This is a genomic window from Chitinophaga tropicalis, from assembly GCF_009758205.1.
In the GTDB taxonomy this organism is placed as follows: Bacteria; Bacteroidota; Bacteroidia; order Chitinophagales; family Chitinophagaceae; genus Chitinophaga; species Chitinophaga tropicalis.
The window spans coordinates 303,037-317,334 of the sequence record NZ_WRXN01000007.1 but is presented as its reverse complement, the minus strand read 5'-3'; the positions used below and the strand labels follow the sequence as shown (position 1 = coordinate 317,334).

At 45.9% G+C, this 14,298-nt stretch carries 11 protein-coding genes and 1 riboswitch; of the genes, 7 read left to right on the top strand and 4 right to left on the bottom strand.

What is annotated here, in order from left to right:
• Positions 1-356: 356 nt before the first annotated feature.
• Positions 357-2,486 carry a carboxy terminal-processing peptidase gene (locus GO493_RS17895; RefSeq protein ID WP_157307588.1) on the top strand — a complete coding sequence of 710 codons (2,130 nt, stop codon included), beginning with the start codon at positions 357-359 and terminating at the stop codon, positions 2,484-2,486.
• Positions 2,487-2,551: 65 nt separating this feature from the next.
• Here the strand turns inward: GO493_RS17895 and GO493_RS17890 are convergent, their stop codons facing one another.
• A complete protein-coding gene (locus tag GO493_RS17890; protein ID WP_157307587.1) occupies positions 2,552-3,430 on the bottom strand; it encodes a transglutaminase-like domain-containing protein in 879 nt (292 codons plus the stop codon).
• 22 nt (positions 3,431-3,452) lie between these two features.
• Positions 3,453-5,810, bottom strand: a complete 2,358-nt coding sequence (topA, locus tag GO493_RS17885) for a type I DNA topoisomerase (protein WP_157307586.1) — start codon at positions 5,808-5,810, stop codon at positions 3,453-3,455.
• A 302-nt stretch (positions 5,811-6,112) separates the two neighbouring features.
• On the opposite strand from topA, the gene GO493_RS17880 reads away from it, so the two are divergent.
• The 4 genes from GO493_RS17880 (at position 6,113) to GO493_RS17865 (ending at position 9,043) form a co-directional block, all read left to right on the top strand.
• The gene (locus tag GO493_RS17880) at positions 6,113-6,877 is read left to right on the top strand and encodes a Rossmann-like and DUF2520 domain-containing protein (protein WP_157307585.1); all 765 of its coding nucleotides are present in this window, start codon (positions 6,113-6,115) and stop codon (positions 6,875-6,877) included.
• Between the two features lie 85 nt (positions 6,878-6,962).
• Positions 6,963-7,484: a KdsC family phosphatase gene (locus GO493_RS17875; protein ID WP_157307584.1), complete on the top strand. Its 522-nt coding sequence runs from the start codon at positions 6,963-6,965 to the stop codon at positions 7,482-7,484.
• 48 nt (positions 7,485-7,532) lie between these two features.
• The gene (locus tag GO493_RS17870) at positions 7,533-8,474 is read left to right on the top strand and encodes a geranylgeranylglycerol-phosphate geranylgeranyltransferase (protein WP_157307583.1); all 942 of its coding nucleotides are present in this window, start codon (positions 7,533-7,535) and stop codon (positions 8,472-8,474) included.
• Complete coding sequence (locus tag GO493_RS17865) at positions 8,474-9,043, top strand: Maf family protein (RefSeq protein ID WP_157307582.1); 570 nt, start codon at positions 8,474-8,476, stop codon at positions 9,041-9,043. The genes GO493_RS17870 and GO493_RS17865 overlap by 1 nt, the downstream gene beginning before the upstream one ends.
• A 56-nt stretch (positions 9,044-9,099) precedes the next feature.
• Here the strand turns inward: GO493_RS17865 and GO493_RS17860 are convergent, their stop codons facing one another.
• Positions 9,100-10,281, bottom strand: coding sequence for a homoserine dehydrogenase (locus GO493_RS17860; protein ID WP_157307581.1), 1,182 nt, complete (start codon positions 10,279-10,281; stop codon positions 9,100-9,102).
• Positions 10,282-10,321: 40 nt separating this feature from the next.
• On the bottom strand, positions 10,322-11,500 hold the full coding sequence (locus GO493_RS17855; protein ID WP_157307580.1) for a trans-sulfuration enzyme family protein: 1,179 nt from the start codon (positions 11,498-11,500) through the stop codon (positions 10,322-10,324).
• A gap of 152 nt (positions 11,501-11,652) precedes the next feature.
• A riboswitch (SAM riboswitch) is annotated at positions 11,653-11,771 on the bottom strand.
• A 138-nt stretch (positions 11,772-11,909) separates the two neighbouring features.
• On the opposite strand from GO493_RS17855, the gene GO493_RS17850 reads away from it, so the two are divergent.
• Together GO493_RS17850 and GO493_RS17845 are read left to right on the top strand one after the other, a co-directional pair.
• A complete protein-coding gene (locus GO493_RS17850) occupies positions 11,910-13,208 on the top strand; it encodes a DUF2851 family protein (RefSeq protein WP_157307579.1) in 1,299 nt (432 codons plus the stop codon).
• 202 nt (positions 13,209-13,410) lie between these two features.
• Positions 13,411-14,259, top strand: coding sequence for a hypothetical protein (locus tag GO493_RS17845; RefSeq protein ID WP_157307578.1), 849 nt, complete (start codon positions 13,411-13,413; stop codon positions 14,257-14,259).
• Positions 14,260-14,298: the final 39 nt, after the last annotated feature.

Genomic DNA, 14,298 nt, shown 5'->3' with positions numbered 1-14,298 from the left:
AAATAAATAGCTGTGGGGAGGGAGAAAACTGCACAAAAAAATCAGATCTGCTATTAACAGATATGATTTTTTGTGGGCCTGCGGCCGGTTGAATTTTAAGTTGAAGGAGGCTGTCTTTACAGGGGACCGGCTTTATTGCTGATAAATGGTAATAAGAAATCCGGCCAAGATGTGTAATTTTATGGTAGTTAACACCTCTCCGGAAGTTGGTCTGGTTTTGGCAGCATGAGCTAAGTGAATGTAGCAGCTATGCCGCATTTGTTCCTGTTTCTCAATCTTTTGTTAAAAGCAATGCGCCTTTCCGGCACAATGGGTGTTTTTATGTTATATTTGATGACGTTCAATTTTGGATTTCTATGAGAAGAATGAAAGTGATTATACCAGTGTTGCTGATCTCTATATCGATAGGAGTACTGGCTTTCAGCAAACTGCATAAAGAAGATCCTCCCGGCAGGTATGAAGTTATCATGGGCCTGGTAGGACAGATACTTAAAGAAGGGCATTATCAGCCCAAGGCTATTAACGACGCTTATTCACAGGAAGTCTTTAATAAATACCTGAAAAGCCTTGACAGTGAGAAGAAATTCTTCCTGAAGAGTGATATTAACAAACTCCAGCCCTTGTCAACACATATTGATGACGAGCTGCAGGGCGCACCGCTGGAGTGTTTCTTTGCAATTGATACCCTGATCAGACAGCGTGTAACAGAGGCTGCTGCTATCTATACTGACCTGTTGGCCCAGCCTTTTGATTTTGCCAAAGATGAAAAGGTGGTACTGGACCCGGACAAGATAGACTACCCTGTAGATGCTGCTGCCAGGAAGGAAGCGTGGCGTAAGGTATTGAAATACCGTACACTTGAAAAGCTGACAGATCTCCAGGAGATCCGTGATAAGCAGCTGAAAGATAAACCATCTGAAAAAGCAAAGACTGATGCAGAGCTGGAAGCAGAAGCCCGTGCTAAAGTAAAGGTGGTGTATGACCGTTATTTTGACCGCCTGAAGAATAAGCAGGACCAGAATGAACGTTTCAGCCTCTTCGTGAATGCCATTACCTCTACTATGGACCCTCATACTGATTTCTTCCCGCCTGATGAGAAAAGGGCATTTGAAGAGCAGATGGCTGGTAAATTCTATGGGATTGGCGCTCAGCTGAGAGAAGAAGACGGCAAGATCAAGATTGTCAGCATTGTAACAGGCAGCCCGAGCTGGAAAGAAGGCAGCCTGAAAGCAAATGATGTGATCCTGAAAGTAGCACAGGCCGATAAGGAACCTGTAGACATCACCGGTTATGCGGTAGAGGATGCTGTGAAACTGATCAGAGGTACCAAAGGCACTACGGTAAAAATGACTGTAAAGAGTGTAGACGGTACCGTAAAAGATGTATCCATTGTACGTGATGAGATCATCCTGGATGATACTTTTGCCAAATCTGCCATCATCAACGGGCAACATAAACTTGGATATATCTATCTGCCGGAGTTCTATGCAGACTTCCAGGATAGGAACGGCGCCCGCTGCGCAGAAGATGTGGCTAAAGAACTTCAGAAACTGAAAGCAGAGAATGTAGAAGGCATTATCCTTGACCTGCGTTTCAATGGCGGAGGCTCCCTGCAGGACGTAGTGCAGATGGCAGGTCTTTTCATCCCTGAAGGTCCTGTGGTACAGGTGAAATCCCGTAGTGGAGATCCGATGGTACTGCGTGACCGTGATAAGAGCGTACAGTACGGTGGTCCGCTGGCTATTATGGTAAATGAGTACAGTGCTTCTGCTTCCGAGATCATGGCTGCAGCTATGCAGGATTACAAACGTGCAGTGATCATAGGCAGCTCTTCCACTTTCGGTAAAGGTACTGTGCAGCGTATGTTCAACCTGGATGAGTTCTACTCTAACAGGGATATAGGTCCGCTGGGCGCTATCAAACTGACGCAGCAGAAATTTTATCGTGCCAATGGCGGATCTACGCAGCTGAAAGGTGTGGCTTCTGATATAGTACTGCCTGATCCTTATTATGAGGTAGCAGAGCGTAAGGATGACGATGCCCTGGCATGGGATGAGATACCTAAAGCATCTTTTACCCAATGGATAGATCCTGTTCCGGTAGATGCGCTGAAGAAGAACAGCGAGAAACGTATTGCCAGCAGCGAGGCGTTCAGAATGATGAATGAGAACATAGCAACGCTGAAAAAGCTGGAAAAACAGGAAACATATTCTCTGAATTTACAGACCTATAAAGCTGAGCAGAAGAATAATGCTAATGCGCTGAAACGTTACGATGCAGTGAATGATAAAGTGAAAGAACTGAATATCGTAAGCCTGAAAACAGACCTGGACAAGATCAGCAATGATACTTCCAAGCTGGCGCGTAATAAAGACTGGCTGAAATTCAGGCAGAAAGACATTTACCTGGATGAGGCTGTGAATGTGATGAATGACCTGATTGCTTTATCTTATCCGAAAATACAGGGTAAGCCGGCTACTAAATAATACTCAACACATACAAAAGAAAAAGGACCGCAATTGCGGTCCTTTTTCTTTTGTATGCAGATATCTTATTCTTTTTCTCCGAGTAATTTAATGAGATTGAGCAGCTCTTCCCGTTTATACGCCTCTTTTTCCCCCTGAAAACATTTGGTCAGCTCTTCCAGCAGGAACTGGATAATGCGTTTGTTAGACAGCGGCTGGTAGTAAGAGGGGGTAAGTGGTACTGACATTCGTTTCAGGTATCCTTCCACATCCTGGTGAGAGTAGATCTGCCCCTGGATAGGATCTATAAAGAAGAGAATGCGATAATCGTCAGACCTTGGTATCTCAGTAAAATCGTAGAAAGTATCAAAGTAAGCCAGGATGAACTGCCGTGGAATGTTGACTGCATATACGGGCAGGTCCAGCATGGTACAGAGGCTTTGATAGATGATCCCGTTGGTGAGCGGGTTCCCTTTCCTTGATTCTATTACCTGGTTTATAAAGAACTGGTTTTTACGTACATAGGCTACTTCTTCCCCTTTCAGTCCAAAGTAGTTGTAGATCATGCTGTTCAATACATTGATCTGTTCCAGTGGTGTCAGGTAATTATTGAGTTCAAGCCAGATATTACGTTTAATGCGCTCAATTTCAGATACCACATTATTGGGCTGCATGTCCGGGTATTGATACCGGGCTACCAGCATAGCGCCCTGCAGCAGATCTGGTGCAGAGAAGCTGCTCCACTGCTGCAATGCCATTTGCAGATCTTTATAGTGCACACGATGGATCAGCTGTTCAATTCTCTCCTGGATGGATTCGTCTACCGTATTTTCCCACAGGTTCTCAAGGTTAGGAATAATTTCTTTTCCAAACAGTAAGATCTTATTGGCAACAGTATCATAAACCTCCTGATCAGGATCGTCCAGCAAATGGAACAAAGCGCTAATTTCTCTGGTCTCGTGCATAGTGTAGATCTACAAATGTGCGTTATTCCGCCTTCTTCTTTCTTGGAGGCGCCTTCTTTTTAGGAGGGTTGGCCTTCACATCTTCAATTATAGCTTTTGCTTCCTCCAGCGTAATATCTGCGGCGGTATCTATTTTTTCCTTCGGTATCTTGTAATTCCTGAGTCCTTGTTTAATATACGGTCCGTAAGGGCCTTTCAGTATCTGGATCTTCTCTTTTTCGAAAATTTTTATTGTTCTTTCATCCTTGGCTGCCCTTTTCTCTACGATAAGCGGGGCTATTTCATCCAGCTCCACCGTATAGGGGTCCATTTCTTTTTTGAGTGAATAGAACTTCTTATCATGTGCGGCATAGGGACCAAAGCGACCAATGTTCACCACTACATCTTCTCCTTCAAACTTGCCCAGGTTACGGGGAAGCCTGAACAGTTCCATTGCTTCAGCCAGAGTGATGGTCTCTATACTCTGGGTGGCTTTCAGTTTAGCGAATTTAGGCTTTTCTTCATCTTCCGCTTTGCCTATCTGTATCATTGGGCCATAGCGTCCCATGCGCGCTACTATTGGTTTGCCTGTCTCTGCGTCTATACCCAGCTGGCGTTCACCTTTTACTCTTTCGGCGTTTTCCAGTGTGTTTTCCACGTCTTTATGGAAAGGAGTGTAGAACTCATTGAGCATTTTGTTCCAGATCTTCTTGCCATGGGCTACTTCGTCAAACTCTTCTTCGATCTTGGCGGTGAAGCCGTAGTCCATTACAGAGCTGAAGTACTGGTTCAGGAAGTCTGTCACTATTATACCCAGGTCTGTCGGGAAGAGTTTGGATTTTTCAGCACCTGTATTTTCAGATTCGGTCTGTTTGGTGATCTTATCTGCTTTCAGGCTGAGAATGCGGAAATCTCTTTTCACACCTTCTTTATCTCTCTTCTCTACGTAGCCGCGTTTCTGTACTGTAGTGATGGTGGGGGCATAAGTGGACGGACGGCCGATGCCCAGTTCTTCCAGTTTCTTTACAAGGCTGGCCTCTGTATAACGGGGGGCTGGACGTGTAAAGCGTTCTGTAGCTTTCATCTCTTTCAGGTCCAGCTGCTGTTTAACCTGTAACGGTGGCAGTGAGCCGTCATCTTCCTCTTCTTCATCGTTCACATCTTCATCGTCCCGGCCTTCCATATAAACTTTCAGGAACCCATCAAATTTCAGTACTTCACCGCTGGCGGTCAGGTCTTCTTTATTGGTAGAGATCGTTATTTTGGCGATGGTCTTTTCCAGTTCTGCATCGCTCATCTGGCTGGCGATGGTACGTTTCCATATCAGCTCGTACAGCTTTTTGGTATCGCTGTCGTCTACTGAGGCATTTTCCATATAGGTAGGACGTATAGCCTCATGCGCTTCCTGTGCTGATTCATTTTTGTTCTTGAATTTTCTGTGCTGGTGGTAACGTTCACCATAGTTGGTATGGATAGCCTTCTGTATATCTGCGATAGCAGTATCAGAAAGGTTGACAGAGTCTGTACGCATATAGGTGATCTTACCGCTTTCGTATAGTTTCTGTGCCAGCAGCATGGTTTTGGAAACGCTGTAGCCCAGTTTACGGCTGGCTTCCTGCTGCAAGGTAGAAGTGGTAAACGGTGCTGCCGGCGATTTCTTGCCGGGTTTCACCTGTATGTCTCTTACCGTATAAGCGGCGCCGATGCACTGTTCCAGGAACTTTTCCGCGTCTTCGGCCGTCTTGAAACGGGTAGGCCCTTCAGCTTTAAAAGTAATATTTTTGCCCTGAATATCTTTAGCAGTGAAGAAGGCTTCTACTTTAAAGCTGCTAACGGCAGAGAATGTATTGATCTCTCTTTCTCTTTCCACTATCAGTCTTACTGCTACAGATTGTACCCTGCCGGCAGACAGGGAATTGCTCATACTCATTTTACGCCAGAGTACAGGAGACAGCTCGAAACCTACTATCCTGTCAAGAATACGTCTTGCCTGCTGGGCATTAACGAGGTTCATATTCAGAAGGCGTGGCTGTTGTACGGCTTTTTCGATGGCAGGCTTGGTGATTTCATGGAATACGATACGTTTGGTGACTTCCGGATCAAGACCCAGTACTTCACACAAATGCCATGAAATGGCTTCTCCCTCACGGTCCTCATCCGTTGCTAACCAAACCTCGTCAGTGTCTTTGGCGAGCTTCTTTAATTCCTTGACTACTTTTTCCTTATCGTCAGGTATAGTGTACTTAGGTTTGAAGTTATTGGAGATATCGATACCCATATCGTCCTTCTCCAGGTCCCGTATATGCCCGAAGCAGGATTTCACCTCGAAGTCTTTGCCCAGTATCTTTTCTATCGTCTTGGCTTTCGCCGGGGACTCGACTATTACTAGATTTTTTGCCATGAATGCCTTCTTTATGTGCTACTAGATACGTAAAATTCTGTTAAAAAAATACGGATCTGAATTTTGCAAGTATATAAAAGTAGGTTGAGAATAAAAAATCGGCCTCTTTCAACACATTGAAGGTAAATGTAATATTTTTGGTGTAATCATTAAAAATGAGTCATTAATAGTTTATTAGTTAAATTGCTGGATAACAACGTAGCTCAACAGGGAGATCGGCCATATCATATGATCGTATGAGTGCATACCCCCCGGATTGCTTCCATCTGGTACACCATAATATATATTAACCTTTTACAATAATGGATATAGTTATTATCGGCGCAGGTAATGTAGCGCATTGTTTTGGTCATTTGCTGAAGCTGCACGGACATCAGATCTTACAGGTGATAAGCCGCAATAAGGAACATGCGGTTGAGCTGGCAGAGCTGTTGCATGCTTCGGCTACAGACGACCTGCTGGATATTAATATGGAGGCAGACATTTATATCCTGGCTGTGAGTGACGCCGCCATACAGGAACTGAACAGCGAGCTGAGGCTTGGGAAAAGGATAGTGGTACATACGGCCGGGGCCGTTCCGCTGGAGGCCATTAAAAAGATATCTACCAATACCGGGGTTATATATCCTCTGCAGTCTATCAGGAAGGAAGTAAAGAATTTCCCGCCTATTCCCCTGATGCTGGAGGCGGCTACGGATGAAGCCATGCGCAGGATGCAGGCAGTGGCACAGAGTATTGGTTCCCGTATAGAAGTAATGGATTCCCACCAGCGTTTGCAGTTGCACCTGGCTGCAGTATTGTGTAATAATTTTACCAACCACCTGATTGCCAGGTCGAAAGATTATTGTGAGAAGGCTGGCCTGGATTTTACCCTGTTACAGCCTATTATAAAGGAGACGTTTGACAGGCTGGACAAATATCCGGCAGAATCAGTACAGACGGGGCCGGCACTCCGGAATGATGAAATAACGATGGACCGTCACCGGGCCCTGCTGCAGGATAATGAGTACCTGCAACTTATTTACCAGGTGTTGTCAGACAGTATTTATCATTTTCATAGGAGTTGACATTTGAAAAACTCAGTATTTTTGCCAACTAAATAGACCAGGAAGCAGTTAAAACACCTGCTTCCCGGTTCCTAACTTTTTCTACATGAACATTTTATCTCTCTTTAAACCTATTTCCACTTTTGTTTTTGATGTAGACGGGGTCCTGACCGACGGTACAGTACAATTGTTACCCAATGGTGAGCAGTCCCGCCGGATGAATATAAAAGATGGATATGCGCTGCAACTGGCGGTTAAAAAAGGGTACCGGGTGGTGATCATTTCCGGGGGAAGGTCTGAAAGCGTGGTGAGCCGTTTGCAGGGATTGGGTATAAAGGATATTTATACAGGTGTGCTGGACAAACAGGAGAAGCTGCAGGACTATGTTTTTGAGAATGACCTGCGCTGGGAAGAGATCATTTTTATGGGAGATGATATTCCTGACTACCGGGCCATGCAGCTGGTAGGGTTGCCTGCATGTCCGGCAGATGCCGCTCCGGAGATCAAAAGTATATGCCGGTATGTTTCACCTGTAAGCGGAGGCAATGGTTGTGTGAGGGAGGTGATTGAAAAGGTATTGAAACTGAATAATCACTGGATGCTGGATGAGGAAATTGCCAGTCGCTGATCTACTATTTATTACTGGAAGTAATTTCACCGCAATTATTAAATAATTATGCAATTGCTGACCGCATTCCTGAGACTGGTCCGTTATCCGAACCTTATTTATATAGCCCTTACCCAGTTCCTGCTGCAATATTGTGTTGTGGCGCCGGTGTTGACGGCAAATGGTGAGATACCCTCCCTTTCCTGGTTGTCTTTTTTCCTGTTGTCACTTTCTACCGTGCTGATCGCTGCAGCAGGATATATCATTAATGACTATTTTGATATTAACATTGATATTGTTAACAAGCCGGATAAAATGGTGGTAGATAAGATCATCAGCCGCCGTTGGGCAATGGCCTGGCATACCATATTAAATATGGCAGGTGTATCCCTGGGATTTATCGTGGCATGGAGAATAGGGCAGATCTATCTCGGATTTACACAGGTTATCTGTTCATTACTCCTGTGGTTCTATTCTACTTCTTTCAAAAGGCAGGTATTGATAGGCAATGTGGTGATCTCCCTGTTAACTGCCCTGGCCGTGGTAGTGGTTGGTTTTTATGAAAAGCAGATCTATGAGAGCTTTGAAGCTATTATGTCTTCTATAGGAAGGAAACTGATCCAGATTATCGGGGTGTATGCTCTCTTTGCTTTTGTGATCTCCCTGGTAAGGGAAGTGGTGAAAGACCTGGAGGACATGATAGGGGATAGTAAGGACGGGTGCCGTACCATTCCTATTGTATGGGGAGTAGAGCCGGCCAAGCGTCTTTGTTATGGTTTGCTGCTTGCTATCCAGCTACTGATCCTGCTTACAGAGATCAGGATCGCGTTCCTGGGCTGGTATTTTGCTATTATTTACCTGTTGTTGCTGGTACAGGCGCCTGCAGTATATATTCATATGTTACTGAAGAAGGCGCATTTGCCCGAACATTATCATAAAGTGAGCTCGCTTGTTAAACTGCTGATGCTTACAGGTATCTTATCAATGATCTTTTTTAAAATTATGCTCTGATGTATAAGGGAAAGCGTGTAATACTGGCTTCTCAGTCGCCCAGGCGTAAACAGCTGCTGGAGCAGGCGGGGATCCCGTTTGAAGTGAAGGTCGTAGATACGGCAGAGACTTTTCCTGCCGATATGCCGATACCTGAAGTACCTGTGCATATTGCCAGGCTGAAATCTGCCGCTGTGGCAGCTCTCTGTGCCCAAGACGATATTGTGATCACGGCCGATACTGTGGTGGTACTTGATGAAACCATTATCGGGAAACCTAAAGACAGGGAAGATGCTATCCGCATCCTGTCTGCCCTGAGCGGGCGGGCGCACCGGGTCATTACCGGGGTGGTGATCAGACAGAATGGGGAGGAGAAGGCCTTTTCCAAAGAAACCGAAGTTCATTTCAGGCCGCTTACCACAGAGCAGATCACGTATTATGTAGACGGTTATAAGCCGTATGATAAAGCAGGCGCTTATGCTATCCAGGAATGGATAGGTGCGGTAGGGATAGACCGTATTAACGGTTGTTTCTATAATGTAATGGGGTTGCCCGTAAGCAATGTGGTGGAAGCATTGCAGCAGTTATAAAAAAACAAACCCGGAGCAGGTCGCTCCGGGCAAGATGATGGTTGGTATCTGATCTGTTATTCCAGTACAAGTATATTCACATCTTTATTTTTCAGCCATCCGGCTTCTTTCAGTTTCTGCAGGTTGATAACCCCCACTACATAACTGTAGGACGCTGATTCATATTTCTCTGAAATGTTGTAGAAATCTGCCAGGTGCACCTGGTCTGCCGTACGGTAGCGGAGATATATTTTCAGCTGTACATCGTTCGTAAATGCCGGCTGGTTGGACTGTTTGATCTTTTTGTATTCGTAGCGGTAGTTGTACAGCAATGCAGAGATATCAGACAGTACGGCGCTGCCGGTGGCGGTGCCGCCTGCTCCTTTACCCACAAAGAACTGTTTGTCTGTGAATGCGCTTTCCAGCAGGATACCGTTGTATTCATTGTAGACATCATAGAGCAGGTTATGTTCTTTGATGAGATGCGGCAGTACGTAGGCGTTTACGCTTCCGTTCTGGCGGCGGCAGTTACCTATCAGTTTGATAGTACAGCCACGTTGTTTTGCAAACTGGATATCAAAATCATTGAGATGATGTATGCCGAAGTTGAATACTTCTTCCGGTTTAACGAAGGTACCGAAGGCGTGCAGCAATAAGATCACGATCTTGAACTTGGGGTCGAAGCCTTCTATGTCAAGCGTAGGGTCTGTTTCTGCAAAGCCCAGTTTTTGTGCCTGCTCCAGGGCGGTTTCGAAGCTCAGGTTCTCTTCAAATATTTTGGTGAGAATATAGTTCGTAGAGCCGTTGCATATACCTTCTACTGCATTGAGCAGGTCGTTATCATAGTATTCTTCCAGGTTACGGATGATGGGAATGCTGGCGCAGCTGGATGCTTCGTAGAGGAAAGGTACTTTGTTCTCTACCTGGAGCTGATGCAGAGTGGCCAGGTTTTCAGCGATCATGCGTTTGCTGGCGCTTACTACAGCTTTGCCATTGCGGAGGGCAGTGCTTACTATTTCGAAAGCGGCTTCAGTGTCATTGATCAGTTCCACTACTACATCTATAGCAGGGTCCTGGAGAATGTCGTTTTTATCAGTTGTAAAATAGCTGGCGTCTATTGGACGCGGCTTGTTAGGATCTTTGATGCAGATCTTTTTGATCCGGGCGTTGATACCTTTTGTCCTGTTGAGTACTTCGTATAACCCTTGTCCCACGCAACCAAATCCGAAAATACCTAAATTGATAATCTTGTTTTCCATGTTCTATACTTAGTGCTTATATACTTCCTTTAGATATGCCCTACTGGAGGACTGTTATTTGTTTACCGGCGGGGAGATTGAGTTTATCCAACGCCTGTCTGAGATCATTTATCAGGTCTTCAGGATCTTCGATACCTACGGAGAGGCGGATGCAGGAATCCTGTAAGCCTGTTTTTTTACGGAAATCTTCCGGGATATTACGGTGAGTCATTGTTGCCGGATGGTCCAGCATACTTTTAACGCCTCCGAAGCTTTCTGCCAGTTTGAACAGTTTGGTGGCATTTACTACGCGGATAGCGTTTTTGATGTTATCGTTATTCAGGGAAAAGCTGACCAGTGCGCCGTATTGTTTTTGTTGTTTACGGGCAATGTGGTGGTTTTTATGTGTGCTTAATCCCGGGTAAAAGACCTTGTCTATCGCCGGATGTGTAGCCAGCCAGGTGGCTATGGCCATAGCGTTGCTGCATTGTTTGTCCAGGCGGAGGCAGAGTGTTTCAATGCCTCTGATGGTGAGCCATGCTTCGAAGGGACTGAGAATGCTTCCTGAAATGTTCTGGTTAAAGCGCAGCTGGTCTGCCAGTGGCTTGGAATTAACTACCACTAGTCCTGCTATTACATCTGTGTGGCCTGCCAGGTATTTGGTAGCGCTGTGGATCACGATGTCTGCGCCCAGTGTCATGGGTTGTTGCAGGAGTGGTGTACAGAGTGTATTATCTACTACCAGCAGTACGTTGTGCTGTTTGGCAATTTTGCTGATGGATTTGATATCGGAAACCCGTAATGTAGGATTGGTGGGAGATTCCAGCCAGATCATCTTTGTATTGGGCGTAATGGCTGCCAGTACTTTGTCTGTGTTGCTGGTATCTACAAAGTTCGCTTTGATGCCAAAGCGTTCAAACATGTGCTGGAACATCTGGAAGATGCCGCCATAGGTATCTTCCACTGCCATGATCTCATCGCCGCTTTTGAGGAGTTTCATTACTGCGTCGATAGCAGCCATCCCGCTGGCAAAGGCAAACCCTGCATGGCCTTCTTCCAGATTGCAGATGAGGTTTTCCAGTACCTTGCGGGTAGGATTGTTGGCACGGGAAAATTCAAATCCCTTATTGATGCCGGGAGATTCCTGCACAAAGGTAGAGGTCTGGTAGATGGGAACAGATATGGCTCCTGTCAGTTCATCTACCGGAATGCTATGCAATAATTGTGTGGCTATTTTCAATCTTCAAAGTAATTATACTGTTACTATTCCTGGTTGGCATACACTACCATCAGTCATTCCCGAACAAACCGCCAGAAAGGGCATAAAAAAAGCCCTCCCGTTGTTGGAAGAGCCTTCTCAGTATTTTATTACAGTGAATTTCAATCTCTGCCAACTTATCTTCCCTCGGTTACAGTTATAACCGGGGCCGGAATTAGCACCTTTCCCTGCTTGTGCAGGTTGGTTGCTAAGGCATCGCAGGGCCAAGTCCCTCCGCCTTTCTGGATAAGTCATGTGTAAGAACTGGGTGCAAAGTTAACGGTACTTCCATCAAATTTCCAAAGCGGAAATTTATTTTTTTTGATCCCAGTGTATTTTTACTAAATTTATTAGTATTTTCGGATTTGTTGATCCTGTTAACCAACCATTTATGACCATTGTCCAAATAACTCCGCTTTTGACGGAGGAACTGTTCCAGCACATCTGGCAATATCGTCTTTTTAATCAGGCAGGGCTGACCTCGCTGGAGGGGGAACCAGTACAGATCATTTTTCCCGGGCGGCGCAATACCAATGCCGGGCCTGATTTTATAGCCGCCCGTATCCGGATAGGGAAAACCCAGTGGGCCGGCAATGTAGAGCTGCATTTACGTACTTCAGACTGGTATAGACACCGCCATCAGCACAATCCGCAGTATGGGAATATGATCCTGCATGTTGTTTTTGAGCATGACGTAACTGCGCCTGTGCCTTCGGATGTGCCCTGCCTGGAGCTGCAGCAGTATATTCCCAAGCTTTTGCTGCGCAGATATGCTTACTTGCGGCAGTCTGAGGCCTTTGTGCCCTGTGGGATGAATGCTGCAAAGACGCCGCCACTGGTGCTGATGGCCTGGAAAGACAGGCTTATGGCAGAGCGCCTGGAGCGGAAGGCCGGTATCATGCAGGGATGGCTGCGCCAGAATAAATACAACTGGGAGGAGGTTTGTTACTGGGCTATAGTCCGGAGCTTTGGCGGCCCGGTAAACAGTGAGATGTTCCTGCAGCTGGCCCGTTCCCTGCCTTACCAGCTGGTGCTGCGTCACCGGCATAACCTGTTACAGCTGGAAGCACTGCTGTTTGGACAGGCAGGAATGCTGGAAGGCAGTTTTGAAGAGGAATACCCACAGCACCTGCAGAAAGAATACGCTTTCCTCCGGCATAAATACCGTTTGCAACCTCTGCAGGGCCGGTTATGGAAATGGCTGCGTATGCGCCCTTCCTCTTTTCCCACTATCCGGATAGCCTCCCTGGCCCACCTGTTGTACAGGCATGCCCACTTCTTTTCACAGATAATGGAAACAACTGAGCTTCCTGCGCTGGAAAAATGGCTGGATATGCCGCCCTCTCCCTATTGGGAATACCATTACCGTTTTGATACGCCGGTAGTCCAGACCCGGCGGCCGGCTAAGGCAGCAATACATAATATACTGATCAATACAGTTTTACCACTGTTATACCTATACGGGAAGGAGAGGGGAGCGGCCCATTACCAGGAAAGAGCGCTGAATATGATGGCCCGGCTGCCTGCAGAAGAGAACAGTGTGATAAAGGGTTGGAAAGAAACCGGTATGGAGGCTGAATGTGCTGCAGATTCACAGGCTTTGCTGGAACTCCGGCAGTCTTACTGTGAACAGAAAAAGTGCCTGGACTGTGCTATTGGCGTCAGGCTGCTCAGGCAGGGGCTTGCGTAAATGCGGCTTCTGCAGATTGTTGTAACCATTTTTGGGATAGGGCGTTATATCTATATGGAGTATGGAACATAGAGAAAACAAATTTACACATGAGGGAAAAAACGTGTAGGTTTGTGATGGCAGGCATACCAATCTGCAGCGTCCAGCGTTAATAATGGTATAGCCTGCGGCTATACTCCCTTAACTAAACAAATCTATACAGGTGAAAAAATTACACTTATCCTTGCTTTTACTGATCGTAGCCGTTGGTTTGCATGCCCAGGACAGCACTTCTGCGAAGCTGTCCAAAAAAGAAGAGCGGGAGCAACGGAAGTTGAAGCGTATTTCATTGTTCAAGCCATTGGAAGAGGGAGAAGTACTGCAGGACAGGGAATTTTCTATTGGGGCAAGGTTGAATACCGATGGCTGGAGCGGTTTTTTTGAACTGGGGTACAGGAAAAGCAGGACTACCGTAAACTATTTCCAGTTTGAATTTGCTGAGAAAAAAGATCCTAAGGAAGATAAAAAACCAGGGGCATTGAAAGATGTGGACCAGTGGGGCTTCGTTTATTCTGAGAAGCCATATATATATGGTAAGCAGAACAACTTCTACCAGGCTAAACTGGGTGTAGGCCAGCTGCGTCTGATAGGAGGAAAAGGTAATAAGAATGGAGTACTGGTGAATGCTTTCTATTATGGTGGCGTGTCTATCGGCATGCTGAAGCCTTATTACCTGAATGTTGTAGACCCTAATACGGGCCGGAGCGTACAGGTGAAATATGGTCAGGACGCGTTATATGACCAGGCCTTCAAGGACAGGGGCTCCATTATAGGGGGCGCCGGATTTGGTAAAGGCTGGGGAGAACTGAGCATTACTCCGGGCCTGCATGCCAAAACTGGTCTCCGGTTTGACTGGGCCAGGTTCAATGAAGTGGTAAGTGCCTTGGAAGTAGGCGTCAATGCTGAATATTATACCAAAAATATCCCCATTATGGTGGATACAGATGGCAAAAAATTCTTCTTTAATGCATATATCGCGTTTCAGTTTGGAAAGCGGTGGGATAAGAAATAAGAGATAAGTACTAACTTTGTGTTCTAAAGAAAGGATCAG

Bases quoted from the DNA above. Each gene is read 5' to 3' on its own strand.
- GO493_RS17895 (WP_157307588.1), top strand. From the start codon at position 357: ATGAGAAGAATGAAAGTGATTATACCAGTGTTGCTGATCTCTATATCG.
- GO493_RS17890 (WP_157307587.1), bottom strand. From the start codon at position 3,430: ATGCACGAGACCAGAGAAATTAGCGCTTTGTTCCATTTGCTGGACGAT.
- topA (WP_157307586.1), bottom strand. From the start codon at position 5,810: ATGGCAAAAAATCTAGTAATAGTCGAGTCCCCGGCGAAAGCCAAGACG.
- GO493_RS17880 (WP_157307585.1), top strand. From the start codon at position 6,113: ATGGATATAGTTATTATCGGCGCAGGTAATGTAGCGCATTGTTTTGGT.
- GO493_RS17875 (WP_157307584.1), top strand. From the start codon at position 6,963: ATGAACATTTTATCTCTCTTTAAACCTATTTCCACTTTTGTTTTTGAT.
- GO493_RS17870 (WP_157307583.1), top strand. From the start codon at position 7,533: ATGCAATTGCTGACCGCATTCCTGAGACTGGTCCGTTATCCGAACCTT.
- GO493_RS17865 (WP_157307582.1), top strand. From the start codon at position 8,474: ATGTATAAGGGAAAGCGTGTAATACTGGCTTCTCAGTCGCCCAGGCGT.
- GO493_RS17860 (WP_157307581.1), bottom strand. From the start codon at position 10,281: ATGGAAAACAAGATTATCAATTTAGGTATTTTCGGATTTGGTTGCGTG.
- GO493_RS17850 (WP_157307579.1), top strand. From the start codon at position 11,910: ATGACCATTGTCCAAATAACTCCGCTTTTGACGGAGGAACTGTTCCAG.